The organism is Deltaproteobacteria bacterium (genome assembly GCA_012522415.1).
GTDB lineage: Bacteria > Desulfobacterota > Syntrophia > Syntrophales > JAAYKM01 > JAAYKM01.
Genome location: JAAYKM010000047.1, coordinates 1 through 24,761, shown reverse-complemented (window position 1 = coordinate 24,761; position 24,761 = coordinate 1). Strand labels below are relative to the sequence as shown.

The following is a 24,761-nucleotide window of genomic DNA, read 5'->3' as shown; positions in this document are numbered from 1 at the left end:
TTATCCGCCGTCCAGACCGCCCCGTTCGCGCATACGGAACCACGCGTCCGGCGAAACCAGCAGTTCTTCCGTATCTTTCAGCGACACAAAGTGTTCGTGTTCGATATTGGCCATCAGGTTAAAGAAGGCCTTTTCGTTGGGTTCCGTTGAACCCTGTTTCAGTAATTCATAATGCATGACCCCATCACATTCGAACGCGATCGCCGTCCGGATGGCCTCCAGATCGTCCATATCGGCTGGGGGGGCCTCCGCGACCCTTTCCAAGACATCTTTCAGGATATTCTGGACGTTTGTCTTGTTGACCTTGAGGGGGATTGTTTCCGGCCAGGTATTGTTTTTTTCCCATACCTTGTGCAGCTCCTGAAGCCTTTCGTAATGCTCCAGCTCTTCCTGGGCAATGGTTTCGAACATGGCCTTGCCAAGAGGGTTGGTCGTCCGTTCCGCGTTCATTTTATAAAATTCATATTCCCGCAGTTCATTGGTCAAGGCAATTTCCAAAGCGTCCAATCGATCTTTCATATGCGCTCTCCTTCGTATAATGAATGATTATTCCGGATGAATTGAATCAATTCACCAGCAACCACCCCTGTATTCCATATAACGAGCAGATAGCACGGGAATTCCTCAGGGGTCAAGCGTTTTGCTCATTGTTTGTTGTTCATGTCCTCGACATAATCAGCGATATTCTGGCAGTGGTCCGAGATCCGTTCCAACTGGATCAGGTACTCCACATAAATCGGTCCCGCTTCAGCGTGGCAGATGTGGCAATAGAAGCGTGCGAGGTGATGCTCCCGGGCGTCCTTGGTCTTGACGTCCACATCTTCTTCCTGGGCCGTAAGTTTTCGGATCAGGCTTGAATCGGGCTGGTTGAGGAGGCTTTTGGACATCCGCAAATTGTCGAATATCAGATCCTCGATGATTTTGATTTCCTCCTCTCCCTCGGGGGAGAACTGAATATGGCGATTGTGCTTGCTGCGGGACAGGTCCACGATATTCATCGCATGATCGGCGATTCGCTCTACGTCATCGGCCATGGCCGTGTAGGCGAAAAGGCGGCGCGTTTGAGCTTCCGTCAATTCCCGGGAGGACAGCTTCCACAGATAGTCGAGAATCTCGCGACGCAGATGGTCGACGACGAGTTCAATATATCCGATATCGCGGTCCCTTCCTCTGTCATAGTGTCCGATCAGGAGGATGCTGTCCACAATCATCTTCTCCGCCAGGATGATCTGCCGTTCCAGTTCTTTCCGTGCGCATTCCAGGGCGATATCCGGTTCTCCCAGTTTTTTCTCATCAAGATGCTCCGGCGTAACCGGGAGGATCTGCTCCGTTCCGGGAAGGATCCACTCGACGAAACGGGCGAAGGGTTTCAGGAAAAAAATGAAAACGAGGGCGATGGACAGATTGAAGAGCAGGTGACCGAAGACAATTTGCTGGGGAATATTCACGGGAAGAGCGTTGAGAAAAGCTTGAAACCACGGCAGGGTGGCCATACAGGCCAAAGCGCCGATGAGTTTGAAAAGAAATTGCGATAAGGCCGTTCTTTTCCCGCTGATGCCGGCGATGGTGCTGGCCATCATTGCCGCCACGGTATTGCCGACATTGGCACCAAGGACGATGGGCAATGCGGTCTGAAGGGTCATCAAGTCCTGTTGGGCAAGGATCACAAGCATGCTGATCGGAATGGCGGAGGCCTGTACCAGAGCGGTAAAGACGGCCCCGATGACAAAACCGACCAGAGGGGTGATCGATTCCCTGAAAAAACGAAGAAAGAAATCGTTGTTCCGTAACGGTTCTGTAGCGCTGGAAGCCAGACTCAGCCCGAAGAAAAGCAAGCCGAGATAGAACAACACCTCACCGATACGTTTCCAGCGAGTCATGCCGGATAACCACAGGAACCCCCCAACAACGATAAAGAGCGGCGATATATCCGTAAATCGCCAGACCACAAGCTGAACGGTAATGACCGTTCCGACATCGGCTCCCAGGAGAATACTCAAGGAATGGTAAAATGAAACCAGGCCCGCACTGACCATGCCGACGGTGAGCACAGTTGCTGCGGAACTGCTCTGGAAAAAAATAGTCGTGATAACGCCGGTTAACAGACCGGACAAAGGCCGTCTAACGATGTACTGGATGTATTTCCGAATGCGGAACGTAAAAAGCCTCTGGACCGCTGTTCCGAGTTGCGTTATGGCATAGAGGAACAGAATCAGGCCCGTTGAGAGCAGGAAAAAGACTTTCATCGTTTTCTTATTTCCTTACGCTCATTTTATTCCTCCGTATAACCGAATTCCTTCAGCATCCGTTTATTCTGGGTCCAGCCCTTGCGGACCCGGACAAAGAGTTTCAGGAATATCCGTGAGGCGAAAAATATTTCCAAGTCCGTCCGTGCGAGAGAACCGATCCGCTTCAGCATGGTTCCCTTTCTGCCAATCAGGATGCCCTTCTGGGATTCCTTTTCGACGGTAATCGTCGCTTCAATTCGAATATGCCGACGATTGTCTTTGTTCTCCTGGAAAGTATCGATGACTACGGCCGTTGCATAGGGGATTTCCTGGTGTGTCAACAGGATAACTTTTTCCCGAATCACCTCGGCGGCGATGAACCGTTCCGTCCGATCGGTCATCATGTCTTCCGGGAAAAGGAACGGCCCCTCGGGAAGTCTCTTCCATATTTCATCCAGAAGAATATCAATGCCCCGGCCTTCGATAGCAGACAGAGGGATGATTCCCTCGAACCTGCCGAGTTGTCGCAGTTCATCAATCATGGGCAGGAGGAGATCCTTTTTGATCAAATCGATTTTGTTCATTCCCAGGATGATGGGGAGGGGGGTCTCTTTCAGGGATTCTATCAGCTTCCGATCAGCCTCCTGGATGCCTTTTTCGGCGTCCATAAGCAGCAACAGGATGTCCGTGCTGCCAAAGGTCCGAACGGCCGTATCGACCATGAGCTTGTTCAGGGGTGTAAACGCCTGATGAATACCCGGTGTATCAATAAAGATGAATTGCCCGTCGTCACGGTTGAAAATTCCCATGATACGATTTCGGGTGGTTTGTGGTTTGGGTGTCGTGATGGCGATTTTTTCCCCGATCACATGGTTCATCAGGGTCGATTTCCCAACGTTTGGCCGCCCGATGATGGCGATGAAACCTGATTTGAACACGATGCAACTCCTTATCTGGGAGATCGCTGACACCAACTACAAGGCCACATAGCATGTAAGCTGGGGGAACGCAACCGCCACGCCTAGTTCTGGTCCATTCGCCGCAGTTGTTGTGAACCGTGATGTGCCAGGGCGAGAACCAGAGTGCCCCGCTCCAGGGCGGGATCAGGCTGAATCGTGATGTCGTTTAACTTGAAGCGAGTCATCAGCGCATGGATGTTACCGTTTCTTTCACCCCGAAAGGAAGAAATATCCCGGGGACAAACGGAAAAACATACCCGTTTTTCCATAGCGTTGTACTTGAGGAGGAGCTGCACGGCCATGTCCAGGAAAATCGACGCCTCCACGAGAGAGCGGAAAGCCGGATGGAAAGGACCTGCCAGAATTCCGCCTGGCATCTTCATCAACTCGGTTTCCTGAAGGCCCAGACGGATCAAGGGAATTCCGGCCTTGTCAAATTGCGTCAGAGCCCTCTTGCAAAGTGAGATGGCGTTCGCCATGGTCAGGGGCAGATATTCGCCCGCCGTGTACATGGCAGCGAGCGTCGTTTCCGGAAAGACCAGGGTGGGGTGGAGGCGGGCCATATCCGGTTTCAGCGCGATGATTTTCCGTATGGTTTCTGCGAAATATTCCTCCGTGTCACCTGGAAGCCCCGCCATCAGGTGGACACTCACGGCAAATCCCCGCTCTTTCGCCAGACGGACAGACCTGACGACGTCTTCTGCAGTGTGCCCCCGCCGGGATCGTTCCAAGACATCGTCGATCATCGATTGGACGCCGATTTCAATGGTGCCGACCCGGTGTTGAGAGAGAAATGCGAGGGTGTCTGGCGGCAGATCATCCGGCCGGGTGGCAATCCGCACCCGGTGAATGAGATCTTCTTCCATGAGGGTGTTGGTTATTTCCAGGAGCCGGGCCTGTTCCCGCTTTGGCATGCCTGTAAAGTTCCCGCCGTAAAAAGCGAGTTCCACGGGACCGCCGGCGTGTCGGCCCGGTGAAATACAACGGGCAACTCGTCGGCGCAGATGGTCTTTGGTCAGCGGTTCTTCGGTTTTGCCCGCAATTTGCCTGGTGTTACAGAAGATGCAACGATGGGGGCATCCCTTATTCATAAGAAAAACGGGGACGATCATGACGGATCCGTTACGCAAGGCGTCTTCATAATTAAATCTCGTAGTGAAAAGATACCGCTTCCGAGCTTCCATCTTGACACCATGTCGGAGGGATTGTATACGACTCGGAACAAGAAGCGCAACGCCCATTTTCACGATAGGAGAGATGCCATGCATAAGCCGACCAGGGTTGCCGTAACAGTTGTTTGCGCCTTATTTATCTTTTTGATCTTTCCCGCTACGATCCTCCGGGCTGAAACCACGGAAGAAACCCTGAGAAAGGATTTTCCGGATTTTATCTTCGACAGCGTCCAATCGACACCGGTCAAGGGTATCTTCGCTGTCATCTACGCCGGGCAGGAGGTCGTTTATTACCTGCCCGAGAATGGCATCCTGATTACAGGTGAAATGATCGCCGGAGGCGGTATCAACATGACCGAGGAGGTCAAGGGGGAACTCTTATCCCGCCATTACGGGGAGATCCCTCTGGATATGGCGATCAGGGCCGGTAAGGGGAAACACATGGTTGTCGAGATTACGGATCCCGACTGTCCCTATTGCCGCACCGGTGCGAAATATTTCTCCGACAGGAACGATGTGACCCGTTATATCCTGTTCTGGCCGCTTTCAGCGGAATCGGAACAAAAGGTCCGACATATTCTCTGTGCCGAGGATCGGCTGAATATGTACGAAAAGGTCATGGCGGGAAAATATGACGAGGAAGCCATTCCGGGCACCTGTCAGGATCCGGAGGTCGAAGCCCTTATAAAAAGCTGGAAGGAACTGGGCGTGAAAATCGGTATGACGGGGACACCGGTCTATTTTATAAACGGAAAAGCCGTGCGCGGCGCCAATATTCCTCTGATCGAGGTCTTCTTGGCTGATGATGAGGCGAAGGATCAGACGATGCTGAAAACGCCCGAACCACCGTCACCCGAAACGGGGATACTTGAGGGGGGCCGTCCAGCTGGAAAGCCTTAAAAGCAAGACCATTGCAAGGCCTTTTGCAGCCCCGTCCGGTTCGGCGTCACCCGACATGTCCGGCTTATCCGTTTCCCGGGCCAACGGGAGGCGCCTAAACGGCAAGCATATGCGCGCGTTACGAGGAATCCCCATGATCGAGTAAGAGGTGTAACGTCTCTCGGTCGTCTTTGTTCAATATACTCGAATTTCTCGAGTGAGCCCATCTATGCTGTTAACTCCAGACGAACAGAATGTGTTTTGCCGGGGATGCATTTCTGGAATAGGTGTCCGATGAACCCATCATGACAGAGGTTCGCAGATAGGTTGGTCTGCCGAAGTCCGTAAGAACAATCGAACGCCGTTCTCATAGGGTGCAACAAAATAGTGAAAAAATTTCGAAAGGTGCAGTCTGAGTCGGTGTCAAAGGGTAAAGATCTGTTTCTCGGCTCTGGCCTGACTGGACCATTCCCCTGTCCTTTTGGCTAGAGGCTTCCCGTGATCAAGCAGGATTTCCCTTTCTTTTCAGACAACGCGGTTTCATAAAGCTGTTGGATTCTTTTAACGTAAATATCGGTAGAAAAAGATGTTTTCACCAGATCAGACGCCGCTCTTCCCATTTCATGGCGTGCATCTTCTGAGGCATCAACACAATTCATCATTGCTTCGGCGAGTGCTTCAGGGTCCTTGGCGGGAACTAAGTGGCCCAGTGTTTCGTTAATGATAATTTCAGGAATTCCCCCGATATTTGATGCGATACACGGAAGCGATGCAGCCATCGCTTCAAGCAATGACAAACCGAGCCCCTCAGCTATCGATGGCAATAGAAAACAGTCAAATGCGCGAAGCAGGATGGGAATATCGTTTCTTTGACCGGTAAAGGTGGTGACGTCGAGGCAACCGAGATCGGCAGCCTGATGTCGCAATATAGATTCCAGCGGTCCTTCTCCGACAAAAACCAGATGTGCGTTTGATACGGACCGCCGCACCCGTGCAAAGGCATCAATCAGATAAGACTGACCTTTGGTTGGGACTAACCGCCCAACCGTACCAAAGATAAACGATTCCTTAGGTAAACCGAGCATTGTTCTGGCTTCCTGTTTGCCAATACGGACATGAGAAAACTTATCAACATCGATGGAATTTCTGATGGTTAAAACCTTCTCCCGAGGCAAGGACGGATTGAACGCAATCACGTCTTCCCGAACCGCATCTGAAACCGCTATGATATTAGTCACTTTATTGTGTATGATTCGATTAGTGAAGCGCCGAAGGATGGTCCGGGTCCGCTTCAAGCCATGGACATGGGCAAAAACAACCGGCACCCCGGCAACCCATGCGGCAAGCGATCCGTAAAGTGTTGCCTTATGGCGATGGCAATGAAGAATATCGGTGGGATTATCTCTCAAATATCTAATAAGTTTCCACAGCGTAACAGAATCTAAAACCTTCATCGCCCGCGACTGTCTGAGGTAAGTCACCTTGTATCCAAGTGTTTCCAGTATGTTGGGTGCGCTGCTGCTTTTCCCCAGATAAATAAACGCCAAATTGAAGTTTTGTTCACTCAATTTGTCCATGACCTGGGTATTGCCGGGAAAGCAAGAATCCCCTTCAATATATCGTTGAGAAAGCCAGGCAACATTGATTTTACCTTTGGACACAACTGCTACCGCCATGACTTTGGATGAATGATATTTTTTACATGAAACACCGTAATGCCTTTCATAGAGCAAGCCAACAAGCCATTATTATCCCCCGAATCCACCGAACTGCTTCCATAAAGCCCCCCTCGCCGTTGCTTCGTCAAGACGAGGCTTGCCGAGTATACGCTGTATATCCTTGGTATTGCTCTGCTTCCTGTCAGTAGCGTTTTTCAAAACACCTTCTTAGAAGATATCGATGCCCTCTTGGGGTAACCAACATTGCGAACTATATTTTACACGCCCCCTTCGCTTATTTGTCCTTTTTGTCCTTCTTCTTCCGACGGAAGAAGATCCGGATGGGCACGTGCCCGAAACCGAAAGTTTCCCGTAGTCGGTTGACCAGATATCGTTCATGAGAAAAATGGACATCTGAGGGATTGCTGACGAAAAAGACGAAAGTCGGTGGCTTGATCGCCACCTGGGTCACGTAGTGGAGGGGATTAGCCTTCAAATGGGCGCGGGGCGGCGGGTTATTTTCGAGAAAATTCCTCATGGCCCGGTTTAACTCTCCCGTGTTGATCCGCTTCGTGGCTTCCGCGTACACCTCTTCGACAATCTGGAATATTCGGTGGACCCGCTGGCCCGTCTCTGCGGAAACAAACAGAATCGGTGCAAAATCAAGGAATTTGAGCTGTTCCTTGATATCCCTCACGTACTGGCCGACGGTGCTGTTGTCCTTTGTCACCAGGTCCCATTTGTTGACGAGGAGGATCATCGCCACTCCCCGTTCCAGGGCCAGGCCGGCGATTTTTGCATCCTGTTCGGTGATTCCCTCCTGGGCGTCGATCAGATGGAGGGCGATATCACACCGGTCCAGGGTCTTCATGGCCTGGACCACACTGTACTTTTCCAGGACGAGGCTGACCCGGCTTTTTCTTCGCATACCTGCCGTGTCGATCAGGCTGTATGGTCTTCCGTTAATCGTGAAGGGGGTATCGATTGCATCCCGGGTTGTACCGGTAATATCGGTGACGATGGCCCGCTCGAACCCCAGGATCTTGTTCACCAGGGACGATTTCCCGACGTTGGGTTTGCCGATGACGGCGATCCTCACACGTTCATCTCCATCCTCTGGGGGGGGTAGGCTTTCGGGAAGATGCACGGCCAGAGCGTTCATGAGGTCGGAAACGCCCACCCCGTGCTGGGCCGAAATGGTGTAAATCCGGTCGATGCCCAGTCCGTGGAATTCGTAAGCCAGGCTTTCATGGCGTGGTCCGTCGACCTTATTGATCACATGATAAACGGGTTTTTTTGTTTCCCGGAGGATATGTGCAATCTCCCTGTCCGACGGCGTGAGTCCCTGTCTTACGTCCATTAAAAAGAGGATGATGTCCGCCTCCTCGATGGCGAGCCGGGTCTGTTCACGCATTTGGAGAAAGATCCTCTCCGTCGCGGCCGGTTCAAAGCCCCCTGTGTCGATCAGAGTGTAGGGCCTGTCCAGCCAGGTACAGGCTGCGTAGTTTCGATCCCGGGTGGCACCCGGTTCATCGATGACAATGGCACGGTTTCGCCCGGCCATACGGTTGAAAAGGGTCGATTTGCCGACATTCGGCCGGCCGACGATGGCGACGACGGGTTTCAAATACAACATCCCTTATATTTGATCATGTCAGGCCTGCAACGGTTTTTACCCTTTGTTATTTCGAGGGCATGCGGGCAATCCTGTAAGTTTGTCCTGACTTCCCTGTTCTTAGCACAGGATGGATCTTTTTTCAGTGGGTTTCTATGGTGTATCCAGGAATTTTTTCGGCATTGAGGTGTTACTTTTGAAATTTTGTTCCTCGGGGTTTTCGCAAATGCACGAATGCCCTCAACCTTTGGGAAATTTTGTCTTGCATGGGATCGAAACATGTGGTAGAAGGACGACCAATTCAGCGAGAAAGGTTGATGAGTGGGCGTTGCCCACTTTTTTTGTTTCTAAAGGGAATATGGCACCTGTGGATACACAGCGAGACAGGGTTTGGGCGCTTCTGGAACCTCTGGTGGAAGCCAACGGGATGGAGTTGATTTATGTCGAGTGTCTCCGGATGCCCTCCCGCTGGATCATTCGGATTTATCTGGACCGGGAAGGGGGAATTACCCTGGATGACTGCTCCCTGATCAGCGATCAGGCGGGAGACGTTCTGGACGTATATGATGTATCGCCGGGCCCCTATACCCTGGAGGTGTCATCACCGGGCTTGGATCGTCCCCTGTTTCGCGATCGGGATTTTTTGACATACCGGGGCGCCACGATCAGGGTGAAAACGGACCGGAAAATCGATGGAACGAAACATTTTAGGGGAAAACTGCTGGACTATCTGGAAGAGGGGGGCGCCAAGGTACTCGTGATCGGGGTAGGTGAAAAAACATATCGTATTCCGCGAGAGGCCTTTGTCAAGGCGAACTTGGAGTATGTAATCTGATTTGGCCGGAAAGCGTGCATGCTGTCCGTTTTTCCAGCTGGGAAGGCAAAGCAATCAAGGATAACGTAAATCATCGAAAGGGAGGTTTTTGTGGCAATGCTGCCGGAGCTTAAACGTCTGATCGAACAGACGGGTAAGGACAGGGGCCTGGAAAAGGAGATCATCATCGAAGCGCTGGAGGCCGCCACGCTGTCCGCCGCACGGAAGAAGCTGGGATCTCAGGTCGATGTCGAAGCCCACTATAATGAAGAAACGGGAGAAATTGAGGTCTTCCAGTTCAAGGTTGTCGTGGAGACGGTTACCGATCCTGACACCGAAATACCCCTGGCTTACGCCAGGCAGGAACTGGACGCGGGAGCGGAAGTGGGAGACAGCCTCGGATCCAAGATCGATGCCTCCACCTTCGGCCGTATCGCGGTTCAGACGGCGAAGCAAATTATCATTCAGCGGGTCAAGGACGCGGAGCGTGACAACGTCTATGAAGAATACAAGGATCGCAAGGGCGAAATTGCCAATGGTTTCGTTCAGCGTTTCGAGGGAGGAAGCGTCATCGTCAACCTGGGGCGTGCGGAGGGGGTTATCCCGACGTCCGAACAGATACACCGGGAGATCCACAAGCGGGGTGAACGGATCAGGGCTTATCTGCTGGAGGTCAAACGAATTACCAAAGGGCCTCAGATCATTTTATCCCGAACCCATCCGCATTTCCTGCGTGCCCTGTTTGAAATCGAGGTGCCTGAAATTTCTGAGGGCATGATTGAGATCGTTAATGTCGCCCGGGAGCCGGGTAAAAGATCGAAGATATCTGTCCGGACCCACGACAAGGATATCGATCCCGTTGGCGCCTGTGTTGGGATGCGGGGGTCCCGTGTCCAGAGTGTGGTGCAGGAGCTGCGGGGGGAAAAAATAGATATCGTGCCATTCTCGGACGACCCTGTCCAGTATGTCTGCAGTGCCCTGTCCCCGGCGAAGGTGAGCCGTGTTCTCGTTGACGACGAACATCACTCCATGCTGGTTGTGGTGCCTGATGACCAACTCTCTCTGGCCATCGGCAAAAACGGCCAGAATGTACGTTTGGCTGTTAAACTGACCGGCTGGAAACTGGATGTCAAGAGTGAAACCCTGGAGGCCAGCGGGATGGAAGAAGAATTTGCCGTTCTGACAAAGATACCGGGAATCAGTGAGGAGTTGGCGGAATGCCTGTTTAACGAGGGGGTGCGGAGTGTTGCGGCCGTTGCCGCGGCAGGGCCCGAAATGCTGTCGGCCATTCTCGGCATCAGTGAAGAGCAGGCCCGGGGCTGGATCCATGAGGCCACCATGCTGCTGGAGCAGGAACTGGACGACGAGAAGCAGTAAAATGAATATTTCGATAAGCGAATAACGAGGTACGTCACATCGCAGGAGAGTGTAGGGTATGGCAAAAAAGAGAGTGTATGAAGTGGCCAGGGAGCTGGGCCTTGAAAATAAGGAATTGATCTCTCGCGTGGAGAAAATGGGCATTGCGGTAAAATCCCACTCAAGTACTCTCGAGGACGGCGATGTTGAACGCATCATCCGGGAAATTCGAGGTGTTGATCCTCAAGAAGTGGAGGAAAAAAGGATCACCTCAACCATTATTCGTCGCCGGGCGGTGCGTCCGTCCGCAGAAGAGGAAAGGGTAGAGACGCCGGAAAAAGAGGTGCCGGTCAAGGGAACGGAAATCCCCGCCGGTGGGGGAGAAGTCGATGTGAAGGGAACGGATATGGAAACAAGGGCGGAACCCGTGATCTTATCGAAGCCCGCTGTAAAAGCGAAAAAACCGGTTGAGCAGGAAGTTTCCCATGAAGGCGACAGCCCTGCAGCGGCTAGAATCAAAGAAACCGCTGTACGGATGCCCCCTGTCCCGGAAACGGAAGAAAAAGTCATGCGGGTTGACGGAAGGAAGAAGGGGGGGCATCCCGGAGCGAGGCTGGGCCCGGAAGCCGCTCAGATAGCCGGTCCCGGCGAGCTCACAGGCGAGGAACCGAGGGGTGTTGTGTCCCCGTCTGCACCGCAGTTTCCGGAGAAGAAAACGGAACCCTTGAGAACCGTTAAGGATCCCGTATCTGATGGAGCGGAAAAACCGTCGCAGACTGAGGCCGAAGAAGACAAGGGGCGAAAGAAGAAAAAAGCCCCCCTGGAGACGCGCGTTGAAGAGGTGGTTCCGGCTAAGAAAAAATCCTTCCTGAAAAAATCCGCCGATAAAAAAGGTCGCCACATCGAGATCGAAACGGAAGAGAAATCCGTACGATGGTGGGAGGAGAAAAAAATCGCTCCCATCAAAATGAAGAAGACGCAGATCACGACTCCCAAGGCAATCAAGCGCCGGATCAAGATTGACGAGGCGATCAGTGTAGGAGAAATGGCCAAAAAAATGGGAGTGAAGGCGGGGGATGTGATCAACAAATTGATGAAAATCGGTATCATGGCAACCATCAATCAGTCTATCGATTTCGACGCAGCCAGTCTGATCGCCCTGGAATTCGACTACCAGGTGGAGGCGGCGGGGGCGGGTCATGAATTCGAGGAGGCGATCCTGAAAACGAGGCAGGCGTCAAAGAACCTCAAACCTCGTGGTCCCGTTGTGACCATCATGGGTCATGTCGACCATGGCAAAACGTCCCTGCTGGACGCGATCCGGAAAACAAATGTCATCGACGGGGAAGCCGGTGGCATCACCCAGGCTATCGGCGCCTATCATGTACGGCTCAAGGGACGCGATATCGTTTTCCTTGACACGCCGGGGCATGAGGCGTTTACGGCAATGCGTGCCAGAGGTGCCAAGGTGACGGACATCGTTGTATTGGTCGTGGCGGCAGATGATGGCGTTATGGAACAGACCGTGGAGGCGATTAACCATTCCCGCGTTGCCGAGGTGCCGATCCTGGTGGCGGTCAACAAAGTGGACAAGACTGGCGCCGATCCGGGAAAAATCAAGCAGGGTCTGACGGAACACAATCTCATTCCCGAGGAATGGGGAGGCGATACGATTTTCTGTGAAGTGTCGGCCAAAAAACAAGAGGGCATTGAAGACCTTTTGGAAATGATTCTTTTGCAGGCGGACATGCTTGATTTGAAAGCTGATCCCGATCTGCCTGCTCGGGGTGTTATCGTGGAAGCCAAGCTGGATAAAGGGCGGGGCGCCGTGGCCACGGTCCTGATTCAGGAAGGGACACTACGGGAAGGTGACGCTTTTGTATCCAAGACGGAATGGGGCCGTGTACGGGCCATGTACAGCGATCAGGGGGGTCGCGTTAAAGAGGCGGGCCCTTCCACGCCGGTAGAAGTAATCGGTTTTTCCAGCGTGCCCCAGGCCAGTGCCGAATTTGTGGGTGTGGAAGATGAGAAGAAGGCACGCGGCATTGCTGAATACTGGATAAAAAAAGAACGGGAAAAAGAACTTGCGTCAACCTCCAAGATCACTCTCGAGCAGCTTTACCAGAAGATCAGGGAAGGTGTGAAGGATCTGAACGTCATCCTCAAGGCGGATGTCCAGGGGTCGATAGAGGCCCTGGGGGATGCCTTGACGAAACTCAGCACGAGTGACATCAAACTCAACATCATTCACAGTTCGCCGGGAACGATTACAGAAACGGACGTCATGCTGGCCTCCGCATCAAACGCAATCATCATCGGGTTCAACGTACGTCCCGATACCCGGGTGGTGGAGATTGCCGAGCAAGAGGGTGTCGATATCAAACTTTACGATATCATTTACAATGCCATTGCCGATGTGCGGGCCGCCATGGAGGGGCTCCTGGATCCGGAATATAAAGAGGTTAGCCAAGGAAAAGCGGAGGTACGTGAGCTCTTCCGTGTACCGAAGATCGGGACGATTGCCGGCAGCTTTGTCCTGGAAGGAAAAATTACACGCAGGGCCAATGCGCGTCTTGTCCGGGATGGCGTCCAGATTTTCGACGGCAAAATTCTGTCGTTGCGCCGGTTTAAGGATGATGCCAAGGAAGTGCTCAGTGGGTTTGAATGCGGTATCGGGATCGAGGGCTTCAACGATCTGAAACCGGGAGATATCATTGAGACCTACAGTATGGAAAAAGTTGAGCGAAAACTGTAATCGGATCGAGTGCAAAAGAGAAAATAAAGATGGTGGCGGGATTGGCTGTTATCGATATTTTCATGCCGGGATGCCGGTCGTTGAAGGAAAAGAGGGGGGTGCTGAAGCGTGTGCTGAAGCGCACACAGAACGAGTTCAATGTGTCGATTGCCGAAGTGGGCGACAATGACCAGTGGAAACGTGCCCGTATCGGGTTCTGTGTGGTCGGCAATGAGAAACAGTATATCAATGCGAAAATGGACCATATTCTCGATTTCATAGACAGCTTGCATGTGGCGGAGATTGTGAAGAGCAAGATGGAGATTATGAGTATGGACGATTTGCTGGACCCTTGGGAAGGAAATGTAGAAAAGTATGACGAATTTTAAAAGAGCGGACCGGGTGGCCGAGCTCATTCAGTCGGAACTCGCGGAGATTCTCCTCAAGGAGATCCGTGACCCTCGGATCGGCCTTCTCACCATTACCGGCGTAAAGGTCAGCGACGATCTGAGGGTTGCCAAAGTTTTTTTTGTTGAAATGGGTCGGGATGTTTGCCGCCAGGAAACTTGGGACGGACTGAAGAAAGCGGCGGGCTTTATCCGGAAGGGGTTGGGGCGAAGGCTGCAACTGCGGTATGTTCCGGAAATTATCTTCCGCCAGGATCCGTCTTTTGCCTACGGTAGCCGGATCGACCGAATATTGATGGAATTGGAGAGCCAGAACGGAGATCATGCTGCAAAAAATCATTGAACAAATCAAGGGGAACAAACGATTTCTTGTGACGTCCCACGTCAGGCCGGATGGTGACGCCCTGGGATCGGAGTTGGCCCTGTACCATCTTCTGCGTTTCCTGGGAAAGGACGTTGTCGTGTACAATCAGGATGAAGTTCCGGAGAACTACCGTTTTCTGCCTGGAAGCGAGGTGATCGTCCATGCTGTTGATGATCTTGATCGCTTCGATGCGGCGGTTATTCTCGATTGCGGCAACATAGAACGGGTAGGCGAGCGGGCTTCGGATGTTGCGAAGATCAAGCTGCTTCTGAATATTGATCATCATATTTCGAATGACGGCTTCTGTCATGTTTCTTACATCGACCCGGCAGCCAGTTCCACCGGGGAGTTGCTCTATCGACTGGTCGTGGCCATGTCGCTGGATATTTCCTGGGAATTGGCGACGAATCTTTACACGGCCATTCTGACTGACTCTGGCGGTTTTCGGTACAGCAGTACAACAAAGGAAACCTTGTTGGCCGCAGCGAATCTTGTCGGCTGTGGTGCGGATCCCCAATGGATTTCCGAGCATATTTACGAAAACAACCCGCCGGTGAAGATCCAGTTGTTGGGGAAGGTGCTTGAAACGATGAGGCTTGACATCGACGGGCGGGTGGGGTCGATGGCGGTCTTTCAGGAGACCCTCAATACGTTGGGGGCGAAGCTTGAGTACACGGAGAATTTCGTCGATATACCCCGGACGATCCAGGGGGTGGATGTGGCGATCTTTTATATTGAGACGGAGACGGATCTGTTCAAGCTGAGTCTTCGCTCTAAGGACAGGGTGGATGTCGAGAAAATCGCCCGGTTCTTTGGCGGCGGAGGCCATACGAATGCGTCGGCCTGTGTCATTGAGGGCGATTTTTCCGATGTTCACCAGCGTGTGCTGAATGTTGTGCGATCGGTTCTGTAGTCAATGGATGGCCTGGTAATCATTGATAAACCGTCTGGTAAAACCTCTCATGATATCGTGGCGGAAATAAAAAGTACCCTGAAAGCCGACAAAGTCGGCCATACAGGCACGCTTGATCCCCTGGCAACGGGGGTTTTGCCCGTTCTGATCAACAGGGGCACGAAGCTTGCCCCGTTTCTGGTAACGGACAGCAAGGAATATCAGGCGACGCTTCTGCTTGGGATTCATACGGATACGCTGGACATCACCGGCAATGTTCTGTCGAAGAGGATGCCCGATGTCTCTGCAGGCGACCTGGTCCGGGTAATCGACGCCCTCGTCGGGGAAAAACTACAGGTTCCCCCCCTCTATTCGGCGGTCAAATTCAAGGGGAAACCGCTCTACCGATGGGCGCGGAGGGGCATTACGGTAACGCCGCCCCCACGGACCGTGGAAGTTTATGCTGCGGTGATACGAGCAATAAACATGCCGAGGGTAACGATTCATGTTGCCTGTTCGAAAGGAACCTACATCCGGTCCCTCTGTTCCGATATCGGGGAGACCCTGGGCTGTGGGGCTGCGTTGGAGGCTTTGCGAAGAACCAGGAGCGGGTTTTTCAAGGAGGAGACGGCGCTGGCTCTGGAGGGATTGACGGACGGACAGAAGAAGGACCGGCTTTTGACTTCCCTGATTCCACTTGAACAGGCGATCCCGGGGCTGAAGAGTCTTCGTGTGGATGAGCCTCTGGCAAGAAGGGTGCGCCAAGGCGTTCAATTGACCGGCGGCGATTTGGGGGCCGATCATATCCCTTTCCTTGCCCCGGGAGATGTGTTAAAGTTGCTTTCCGCCGAGACGGGGCTCGTGGCTGTAGCGGAGATGCTCTGCGGGACGGAGGAGATGCGTTCCCGTGACAAGAGCAGCCCCGTGGCCCGAATGCTTCGGGTTTTTAAATAGTTTATTGAAAGAAGCGATATTAAAATAAAGGAGAGTTTCAAATAAACCGAGGGAGGATGAAACGGTGTTAGATGTAGAAAAAAGGAGCGAGATTATCGACAAATTCAAGCTGCATGAGGATGATACAGGTTCCCCTGAAGTGCAGATTGCGTTGTTGAGCGCCAGAATTGAATACCTGACGGAGCATTTCAAGACACACAAGAAGGATCATCATTCCCGGCGAGGTCTTTTAAAACTGGTTGGTCAGAGGCGGCGATTGCTCGATTACCTGAAGAAAACGGAACTGGAAAGATACCGCAGTATTATTTCGCGTCTGGGATTGCGTAAGTAACGGGGGGTATGCTTTTGGCGGGATTTCTGGAACAACATGTCCGGGGATGGGCAAAAGCGGGTTTCTGAGCTTTTGGCTTTGCCGGTAAGGCATACGGACAGACCATCACCCACAATTGGAATGAAAAGGAAAACAAATCAATGAGTAACGAATATTTGACCGAATTTTCAGGGAAACGACTTTCCCTGAAAACTGATTATGTCGCCGCTCAGGCCGATGGGGCGGTTTTTGCGACTTATGGAGACACCGTGGTGCTTGTTACGGTGGTCTCTTTGAAGGAGAAACGGGAAGGTCTGGATTTTCTTCCCCTGACCGTGGATTATCAGGAGCTGACTTTTGCGGCGGGTAAAATACCCGGCGGGTTTTTCAAGCGGGAAGGTCGCCCAAACGAGCGGGAAATTTTAACGTCTCGTATCATCGACCGGTCCATTCGGCCCTTGTTCCCCAAAGGTTACCATCACGAGACTCAGGTGGTCGCGACGGTTCTTTCCGTTGATATGGAGCATGATCCCGATGTGACGGCCCTTCTGGCCGCTTCCGCAGCCCTGGAAATTTCGGATATCCCTTTTAAAGGACCCATTGCGGCGATCAGGGTGGGAAGGATCAACGGGAATTTCGTCTGCAACGCATCCATTGATGAAATGGCGGAGAGTGATCTCAATCTTTTCTTGGCAGGCCGGATGATTGAACACGAGCAGGGAGATGGATATGACGTGAACCTGATCATGCTCGAGGGAGGCGCCGATGAAGTGGATGACGCTGTCATCGTAGATGCGATTGCCTTCGGTCTCAACGCCATGCGTCCGGCCATTGACCTTCAGATCAAGATGAAAAGAGAGATCGGTAAACCCAGGCGAGAAATCGTGGTCGAACCGATTGACGAAACACTGCTGGCCCACGTGACAGCGAAGGCCGAAGCTGATTTGAAGGCAGCCTACCATATACACCGAAAACAGGACCGCTATTCCCGTCTTGATGAAATCAGAAAAGCGGTCATTGCAGAGCTATCCGGGGAGGACGGCAAGTTAAAACCGGCCATTTCCGGGATCTTGGAAAAAATGGAAAGCCGTATCCTACGGGATATGATTATCAATGAACGTAAGCGGATTGACGATCGGGGGACAAAGGATATCAGACCCATCAGCTCCGAAGTCGGTCTGTTGCCCCGGGCGCACGGATCAGCACTCTTCAATCGGGGGGAAACGCAGTCCCTGTCCGCGTTGACACTGGGTACGTCCCAGGATGAACAGCGGATGGACTACATTGTCGGTGAAGAGATGCGATCATTTATTCTCCACTATAACTTTCCTCCCTACTGTGTTGGCGAGGCGAAACCCCTGAGAAGCCCCGGGCGTCGGGAAATTGGCCATGGCGCCTTGGCCAGACGGGCCCTGGTGCCCATTCTGCCGGATACGGATGCCTTCCCCTATACGATACGAATTGTTTCGGAAATTCTTTCGTCCAACGGTTCCTCCTCCATGGCGACGGTCTGTGCCGGCATGCTTGCCCTAATGGATGCGGGGGTTCCCGTCAAGGGAGTTGCCGCCGGAATTGCCATGGGCCTTCTCAAAGAAAAGGACGAAGTCGTGATTCTGTCGGACATCCTGGGAGACGAAGATCATTGTGGTGACATGGATTTTAAGGTCTGTGGAACAAAGAAGGGCGTTACCTCCCTGCAAATGGATATCAAAATCGATCGTCTGCCGGAGGAAGTGCTCCGAAAGGCTTTGGATCAGGCCAAAGAAGGCCGCTTTCATATTATCGACAAACTGATGGAGACGTTGAGTAAACCAAGACAGGATATTTCCATTTATGCTCCCAGAATCACGACGGTCAAGGTCAGGCCGGACCGGGTCCGGGATGTCATTGGATCCGGCGGCAAGAATATTCGGCAAATTGTCAGTGAAACGGGTGTGAAGATTGATGTGGAGGATGACGGAACGGTTACCATCGCCTCCTCCGATGCGGAAGCCGCAGAACGCGCCGTATGCATGGTTAAATTGCTGACCGAGGAGGCGGAAGTCGGGAAAATTTATCGTGGAACGGTCAAGCGCGTGGTGGATTTCGGTGCTTTTGTGGAAATTTTGCCCGGAATGGAAGGCTTGGTTCACATTTCGCAACTGGCCAGGGAACGCGTCAATAAGGTCACGGATATTCTTCAAGAAGGGGACGAAGTGAATGTAAAAGTCCTGGAAATCGATAAGCAGGGAAAGATCCGCCTCAGTAGAAAGGAAGCCTTGGGAGAAAATGGTCAGCAAGGCCCTCCTCGCTAACGGGATTCGTGTCGTTTCAGAAGAAATCAATCATGTCCGCTCCGTGTCCATGGGTGTATGGGTTCATTGTGGTTCCCGCCATGAAGATGGAGCAACCAATGGGATAGCCCATTTCATCGAGCATATGCTTTTCAAGGGGACCGAAAATCGGTCCCCTTTGGAAATCGCCTCTGCTATCGACGCGGTGGGCGGCGTCATCAACGCGTCCACGGGAAAAGAAATCACCGCCTTCTATGTCAAGGTTCCCGATTACTGCCTTGAGCTGGCCATTGAGCTCCTGGCCGATATTTTAAGAAACTCACGCTTCCAATCCGTAGAAATTGAAAGGGAAAAATCGGTAATCCATCAGGAGATCCGTTCCCTGGAGGATTCTCCGGATGAATATATCCACGATATTTTTGAAGGCCGACTCTGGGACGGCCATCCTCTCGCCCGTCCGATCATGGGGACCCAGGACAGTATATCCGGTCTTACAAGAGAGCAGATTGTCCACTTTTTCAATCGTAATTATCGGGGACGCAATCTCGTTATCTCGGTGGCCGGGAGGCTTCAGCACGATCAATTGTTCGATTTGGTTTCCCGCCATTTTGAATCCCTCAACGGTACGGATGAAGCGTACCCAAATGTTTCACCCATACCCCGCATCGTTCCGTCCGTGGTTTTCAAAGAACTGGAACAGGTTCACCTCGTCCTTGGCTGTCCGGCTCCTTCGTCCACGGATCCCAGAAGGTATGCGGCCTTTCTGTTGAACGCTTTTCTGGGTGGAAGCATGAGTTCCCGTCTCTTTCAGGAAATCAGAGAAAAACGCGGCCTGGTTTATGACATTCAATCTTACCTGAATTCTTATCTGGATGCGGGTATGCTTGGAATTTATGCCGCCACCGGGGCAGACGAAATCCGCCAGGTCATTCGTCTGGTGTACAGTGAGATCAAACGTCTCCGAGATCATTCTTTAAACGACAGGGAACTGAGAAACGCCAAGGAAATGATCAAGGGGAACTTTCTCCTCAGCATGGAAAGCACGGATAACCGGATGACCCGCCTGGCCAAGAATGAGTTCTGCTTTGGCCGACAGATTCCGTGGGATGAGGTTATGGAAAGAATTGAAGGCGTTTCCCGGCAGGATATTGCTGATCTGATGGAGGAGATGTTTGCGTTGGACAGGCTTTCGATGGTCGCCGTAGGTCGCGTTGATCCCGATCTGGTCGATGAAATGAGGGGGACCCTGTGACAGAGGAGGTCTGTATCCGTATCAAGAAAGATCCAGGGCAGGAGGATATCGGGCTTCCCCGGTACATGACCGATCACGCCGCGGGCATGGATGTCCGTGCGGCTGTTGATCGAACGGTTATCCTTCAACCGGGGGAATGGAAAAAAATTCCTGCCGGTTTTGCTATTTCCCTGCCGGCGGGCTATGAGGCGCAAATCAGACCGCGAAGCGGTTTGGCGATGGAATTCGGTGTTACCGTGTTGAACGCCCCCGGAACCATCGATGCGGATTACCGGGGCGAGATCGGGGTTATACTGATTAATCACGGACAAAAACCCTTTAAAATCAACCGTGGCGACCGGATTGCCCAGATGATCGTTCAACAGATCGCCAGAGCCCGCTGGGATGAAAGCCCTACCTTGGATGAAACGGCCAGAGGGGCAGGCGGTTTCGGTCACACCCGAACGGCATAGCCTGAGTCTGATTCGGAAACCATGGCGGAAAACCGTTTGGTCGACGGAAATATGGATTATTTATCACGTTTATGCTATCGAAGAACAGGGTTGTACAGCATCTCTCTTGAGGTCCCGCGTCATGAAGAAAAACAAAGTTCAGAAAAGCATCAAGGAAATCAATAAAAAGATAAAACAAGGGCAAGCCGTCGTCGTTACGGCCGAAGAGATGATCGATATCGTGGCACAGCATGGAGAAGTTGACGCCGCCCGAAAAATTGATGTCGTGACCACGGGAACTTTCAGTCCGATGTGTTCCTCCGGTGCTTTCCTGAATTTTGGTCATACTTCTCCCAAGATCAGGGCTTCCAGGGTATGGCTCAACGATGTCCCCGCCTATGGCGGTATTGCCGCCGTGGATTGCTACATCGGTGCTACGGAAATCGTTGAAGGGGATCCTTTGAACAGTGTCTATCCAGGGCAGTTTCACTATGGAGGCGGGCACGTTATCGAAGCGCTGGTGACCGGAAAAGTGATTCGTCTAAGGGCGGAGGGATATGGAACGGATTGCTACCCCGCCAGGAAGATCGAAAAAACGATTACCTTGAAAGACCTCAAGGACGCCATCCTTTTTAATCCGCGGAATGCGTACCAGAACTACAACTGCGCCGTTAACATGTCCGATCGGACAATCTATACCTACATGGGGGTGTTGCGGCCGAAGATGGCCAATGCCAACTATGCCACATCCGGCCAGTTGAGCCCTCTGTTCAATGATCCCTTGTATAAAACGATTGGCGTGGGAACACGGATTTTCCTGGGTGGCGCGCAGGGCTTTGTTGCCTGGGAAGGCACGCAGCATGACCCGGATGTGCTGAGAGGAGGGAACGGTGTACCTCGGGGTGGAGCGGGAACCATTGCCACGATCGGCAATCTGAAGGAGATGAGTCCGGAGTGGATCGTGGGTGCAAGTATCCTGGGTTATGGTGTTTCCCTGTATGTCGGTATCGGGATACCGATTCCCATCCTGAATGAGGACATGGCACGATACACGGCTGTAAGGGACGGTGATATTTACACACAGATTTATGATTACAGCATGGACTACCCGAAGGGGGTCGGCAAAAGCCTGGGCGAAGTCAGTTATGAGGACCTGAGGAGCGGCCAAATCATCCTCAATGGTCAAAGCATCACAACAGCACCGCTGTCTAGTTACCATAAGGCCCGAAAGATCGCGAATATATTGAAAGAATGGATTAGAGAGGGCTCATTTCTACTTGGGGAGCCGCAACGGCTCCTGTCATCGACAAAAATGTGAAGAATTCACAATATTTACTGTTGCACATAAAAAATAACCATTATATAAACGCATTAAGTCAATTATTTGGCGAAACGAAGAGTCAGGTATTTGACGGCAAGGGTGCGGATTCTGTTCAACTGCGAGAAATACGGGGATATCTTAAGAACAAAAGCTCTTCCGGACATGGCGAAAGGAGAGATTTATCGTGAAAATCGGTAGATACATCATAGTTTTTGTCGTGTTTGCTGGATTGTTGATCACCCTCGGCAATCGAGGGCTTTGGGACAGTTATTTAATGCGGGAAAAACTCCATGAACTCCAAGGAGCAAACCAGACGATTATCGATGAAAATAAATCTCTGAGGAAAGAGATTGCTCTGCTTCAATCCAATTTGAACTATATCGAAATGATCGCCCGGAATAATTTGGGTATGGTGAAGCAGGGCGAGGTTGTTTTCCGGATTTCCAAATAAGATGATTTGAAGACAGTTCCATAAAATCTGAAGACGTGGCATCAAACTTGCTGAATTTGATAAGGCGCAGGTAATTTCTACAGGAAGCAAACCGGCTTCCTCGAGTACGGGGTGTCGCCGGGGATACTAAACCGGTTTCAGGAACGGGATTCATCAATCCAATTACATGGAGATCCAATGGGCGACTTCAGCATTAGAGATTTGTTCTCATCAAAAAAACAGACAGTAGGGTTGGATATCGGGTCATATTCTCTCAAACTGGCTGAAATCGGTCGATCCGGTACGGGATATGCCCTCAATCGTTACCGGCAGGTTTCTCTTCCCAAAGGGGTCATCAGCGAGGGAATGCTGACAGAACCTCACATCCTGACAGAGAAAATAAAAGAACTTTTCGAACTTTCCGGTGCAAGATGCCGGAATGTCGTCACTTCGCTTTCCGGCAACTCCGTCATTGCACAAAGAGTTACCTTTGCGAAGATGCCCGCCGAGGAATTGCGTGTTTTGATTCATGATGAGGCGAGCAAATACCTGCCCTTCGACAGCATGGAAGACGTCAGTTATGATTTCCAGATTCTGGGTGAAAACGAATTCAACTCAACGCAAATGGACGTCATGCTGGTTGCCGCGAAATCAGAAATTGTAGAAAGCTATGCCGATGCCATCAGAGGGGCGGGCCTTAATCCCGTGATTATGGATGTTGATTCTTTTGCATTGGAGACGATGTACGAGGAAAATTATGATATCGACGATGATGAAATTGTCATCCTTGTTAATGTCGGTGCCAGCATGACCAATATCAATGTTCTCAAAAACGGCGGCTCGGTCTTAACCCGTGATTTTGCCCTGGGGGGTGAGCATATCAACGAGGCATTACAGCAGAGCATGGGATTGAATAGCCTGGACGAGGCTGAGCGAGTTAAACTTGACGGTGTGGAAGGAGATGGGGAGGCCCAAAGAGGATTCACCGAGAATCTTCTTGCCGCAGCAGACCAGATTTGCTCGGAAATTCAGAGGTCTGTCGATTATTATCGATCCACGTACGGCGGCACTGAAATCAAGGCTGTTTTGTTGTCAGGCGGTTCTGCAGCGATGCCGGGTTTTGCGGAACACCTTGGCGAACGGATGAATATCAGGACCGAGATTATCAACCCTTTCAGGAACATAGTTTTCAATCAGAAAAAAATCAGTGCAGCGGATATGGAAAGAATCGGCCCCTCCGCCGCCGTATGCGTGGGGTTGGCCCTGAGAAGGGTGGATGACAAATGATTAAAATCAACCTGCTTCCCTATCGTGAAATGGAAAAAAAGGCCAGTCAGGCCAAGGAAATCCTGATATTTCTGGGTTCGTTCATTGTGTTCATTGCATGTATTGGAACGCTTCATCTCTACGTGGTTACCCGGAATACCCTCCTCGAAAACAATATCCGGAACAGTGAACGACAAATTGTGGAATTAAACAAAATCGTCGGTGATATTCAGGCATTCAAAGAGAACAAGATAAACATCGAGAACAAGATCGCCCTCATCAAAAAACTGGAAAAGGGTCGTACCTTTCCGATATTCATGCTCGATCAGCTTGCCTCAGCCGTGCCGACGAAAGACCTGTCCCTTGAAAACGTTACCCAAACGGCAACATCATTATCCATAGAAGGTAAAGCCAAGAATACCATTACCGTGGCCTTTTTCATGAAAGTACTGGAGACCCTGCCGTTTATTGCCAATGTGGATCTCGTTTCCTCCAGACAGGACGATTTTTCAGGCATCAAAGTACAGTCATTCAAACTCAAATGCGGGATTAAAAAGGGGTAGGCGATGGCCATTACAGCTGAAGACCTCAAAAAACTTTCGCCTGGTATGAAGGCGGCCCTGGTGTTTTTTGCCTGCCTTTTGATCGGGTACTTTTACTATTTCTTTTATCTACAAAACGCATTGGTTAAAAAAGGGAATCTGGAAGGTAAATTGGAAAAATTGCAACAGGACATCACGGCAAAGAAGGCGATTGCCGCACAAAAGGACAGCTATATTCAGCAATTGAAGAAGCTCAGGGTGGATTTCCGGGAGGCACTCACCAAGCTTCCGGATAAAAAAGAACTGCCGGGCCTTGTTGAATCCGTATCCCTGGCCGGTCGTAATTCGGGGGTGGATTTTCTTTTGTTTGAACCCATATTTGTTGCCCCAGCCAAAGATGATGGAAAAAAGGAAAAGAAGGGGGTTGGCAAAAAAGGAAAAGATGATTCCGGGACGAAGGGAGACGATGCTTCCGCATCCTCCGAGGATAAATTCTATATCGATATTCCCATTAGGGTGAAAGTGTTGGGAACTTTCCCGAATACGTTGGAGTTTTTCGACAAAATATCTCAATTGCCCAGAATTATTAACGTCGAGGACTTGGTTCTCAATTTAAGCAAAGAAGGGAAAGACAAAAAAGGTAGAAGAGACAACGAAATTGTTACCACGGGCGTTATCAAGACTTACATGTTTCTCGGGAACGAGGGCATGGAAAAAGGGAGCAGTGATGACCAGGCTAATGAAAAAGAATGAGATCTATAGACTTTTGATGTCGTGTATCGTCTTGATGATCATCGCAGTCTGGATGCCGGGGGTTGTTTGGGGGGAGGAGACGGGGCTTGTTTCAACGGAAATGCCGACTCTTGATTCGAAGGGAAGAAAAGACCCATTCAAGCCTTTTATT

23 protein-coding genes are annotated in these 24,761 nt (G+C 51.4%); 17 read left to right on the top strand and 6 right to left on the bottom strand.

What is annotated here, in order from left to right; genetic code table 11:
• From GX147_04420 to GX147_04405, 4 genes are all read right to left on the bottom strand, one after another.
• Positions 1-519 (bottom strand): ferritin family protein, encoded by a 519-nt coding sequence (locus tag GX147_04420; protein ID NLN59944.1) that lies wholly within the window; start codon positions 517-519, stop codon positions 1-3.
• A 125-nt stretch (positions 520-644) separates the two neighbouring features.
• A complete protein-coding gene (locus tag GX147_04415) occupies positions 645-2,246 on the bottom strand; it encodes a Na/Pi cotransporter family protein (GenBank protein ID NLN59943.1) in 1,602 nt (533 codons plus the stop codon).
• A gap of 26 nt (positions 2,247-2,272) precedes the next feature.
• Complete coding sequence (locus tag GX147_04410) at positions 2,273-3,181, bottom strand: GTPase Era (protein ID NLN59942.1); 909 nt, start codon at positions 3,179-3,181, stop codon at positions 2,273-2,275.
• Positions 3,182-3,249: 68 nt separating this feature from the next.
• Positions 3,250-4,371 (bottom strand): radical SAM protein, encoded by a 1,122-nt coding sequence (locus GX147_04405; protein ID NLN59941.1) that lies wholly within the window; start codon positions 4,369-4,371, stop codon positions 3,250-3,252.
• Positions 4,372-4,449: 78 nt separating this feature from the next.
• Here GX147_04405 and GX147_04400 point away from each other — a divergent pair, with 78 nt between their 5' ends.
• Positions 4,450-5,259, top strand: coding sequence for a DsbC family protein (locus GX147_04400; GenBank protein ID NLN59940.1), 810 nt, complete (start codon positions 4,450-4,452; stop codon positions 5,257-5,259).
• A 464-nt stretch (positions 5,260-5,723) separates the two neighbouring features.
• Here the strand turns inward: GX147_04400 and GX147_04395 are convergent, their stop codons facing one another.
• On the bottom strand, positions 5,724-6,971 hold the full coding sequence (locus tag GX147_04395) for a glycosyltransferase (GenBank protein NLN59939.1): 1,248 nt from the start codon (positions 6,969-6,971) through the stop codon (positions 5,724-5,726).
• A 220-nt stretch (positions 6,972-7,191) separates the two neighbouring features.
• On the bottom strand, positions 7,192-8,523 hold the full coding sequence (locus GX147_04390) for a ribosome biogenesis GTPase Der (GenBank protein NLN59938.1): 1,332 nt from the start codon (positions 8,521-8,523) through the stop codon (positions 7,192-7,194).
• 355 nt (positions 8,524-8,878) lie between these two features.
• Between GX147_04390 and GX147_04385 the strand changes: the two genes are divergently transcribed.
• The 16 genes from GX147_04385 (at position 8,879) to pilO (ending at position 24,610) form a co-directional block, all read left to right on the top strand.
• Positions 8,879-9,346 carry a ribosome maturation factor RimP gene (locus GX147_04385; protein ID NLN59937.1) on the top strand — a complete coding sequence of 156 codons (468 nt, stop codon included), beginning with the start codon at positions 8,879-8,881 and terminating at the stop codon, positions 9,344-9,346.
• Between the two features lie 96 nt (positions 9,347-9,442).
• A complete protein-coding gene (gene nusA, locus GX147_04380) occupies positions 9,443-10,702 on the top strand; it encodes a transcription termination/antitermination protein NusA (protein ID NLN59936.1) in 1,260 nt (419 codons plus the stop codon).
• A 58-nt stretch (positions 10,703-10,760) separates the two neighbouring features.
• On the top strand, positions 10,761-13,436 hold the full coding sequence (infB, locus tag GX147_04375) for a translation initiation factor IF-2 (protein NLN59935.1): 2,676 nt from the start codon (positions 10,761-10,763) through the stop codon (positions 13,434-13,436).
• Between the two features lie 29 nt (positions 13,437-13,465).
• Positions 13,466-13,804: a DUF503 domain-containing protein gene (locus GX147_04370; protein NLN59934.1), complete on the top strand. Its 339-nt coding sequence runs from the start codon at positions 13,466-13,468 to the stop codon at positions 13,802-13,804.
• Complete coding sequence (rbfA, locus tag GX147_04365) at positions 13,791-14,165, top strand: 30S ribosome-binding factor RbfA (GenBank protein ID NLN59933.1); 375 nt, start codon at positions 13,791-13,793, stop codon at positions 14,163-14,165. The genes GX147_04370 and rbfA overlap by 14 nt, the downstream gene beginning before the upstream one ends.
• Positions 14,146-15,099 carry a bifunctional oligoribonuclease/PAP phosphatase NrnA gene (locus tag GX147_04360; GenBank protein ID NLN59932.1) on the top strand — a complete coding sequence of 318 codons (954 nt, stop codon included), beginning with the start codon at positions 14,146-14,148 and terminating at the stop codon, positions 15,097-15,099. The genes rbfA and GX147_04360 overlap by 20 nt, the downstream gene beginning before the upstream one ends.
• A gap of 3 nt (positions 15,100-15,102) precedes the next feature.
• On the top strand, positions 15,103-16,032 hold the full coding sequence (gene truB / locus GX147_04355) for a tRNA pseudouridine(55) synthase TruB (protein NLN59931.1): 930 nt from the start codon (positions 15,103-15,105) through the stop codon (positions 16,030-16,032).
• 64 nt (positions 16,033-16,096) lie between these two features.
• Positions 16,097-16,363: a 30S ribosomal protein S15 gene (rpsO, locus tag GX147_04350; protein NLN59930.1), complete on the top strand. Its 267-nt coding sequence runs from the start codon at positions 16,097-16,099 to the stop codon at positions 16,361-16,363.
• A 140-nt stretch (positions 16,364-16,503) separates the two neighbouring features.
• On the top strand, positions 16,504-18,636 hold the full coding sequence (locus GX147_04345; GenBank protein NLN59929.1) for a polyribonucleotide nucleotidyltransferase: 2,133 nt from the start codon (positions 16,504-16,506) through the stop codon (positions 18,634-18,636).
• Entirely contained in the window at positions 18,611-19,867 is a 1,257-nt protein-coding gene (locus tag GX147_04340) for an insulinase family protein (GenBank protein NLN59928.1), read from the top strand. The genes GX147_04345 and GX147_04340 overlap by 26 nt, the downstream gene beginning before the upstream one ends.
• Entirely contained in the window at positions 19,864-20,319 is a 456-nt protein-coding gene (gene dut, locus GX147_04335; GenBank protein NLN59927.1) for a dUTP diphosphatase, read from the top strand. The genes GX147_04340 and dut overlap by 4 nt, the downstream gene beginning before the upstream one ends.
• A gap of 121 nt (positions 20,320-20,440) precedes the next feature.
• A complete protein-coding gene (locus GX147_04330) occupies positions 20,441-21,616 on the top strand; it encodes a hypothetical protein (protein NLN59926.1) in 1,176 nt (391 codons plus the stop codon).
• A 187-nt stretch (positions 21,617-21,803) separates the two neighbouring features.
• Entirely contained in the window at positions 21,804-22,070 is a 267-nt protein-coding gene (locus GX147_04325; GenBank protein NLN59925.1) for a septum formation initiator family protein, read from the top strand.
• A 177-nt stretch (positions 22,071-22,247) separates the two neighbouring features.
• Entirely contained in the window at positions 22,248-23,336 is a 1,089-nt protein-coding gene (pilM, locus tag GX147_04320; GenBank protein ID NLN59924.1) for a type IV pilus assembly protein PilM, read from the top strand.
• A complete protein-coding gene (locus GX147_04315; GenBank protein NLN59923.1) occupies positions 23,333-23,878 on the top strand; it encodes a hypothetical protein in 546 nt (181 codons plus the stop codon). Before pilM ends, GX147_04315 begins: the two co-directional genes overlap by 4 nt.
• Positions 23,879-23,881: 3 nt before the next feature.
• The gene (pilO, locus tag GX147_04310; GenBank protein ID NLN59922.1) at positions 23,882-24,610 is read left to right on the top strand and encodes a type 4a pilus biogenesis protein PilO; all 729 of its coding nucleotides are present in this window, start codon (positions 23,882-23,884) and stop codon (positions 24,608-24,610) included.
• Positions 24,611-24,761: the final 151 nt, after the last annotated feature.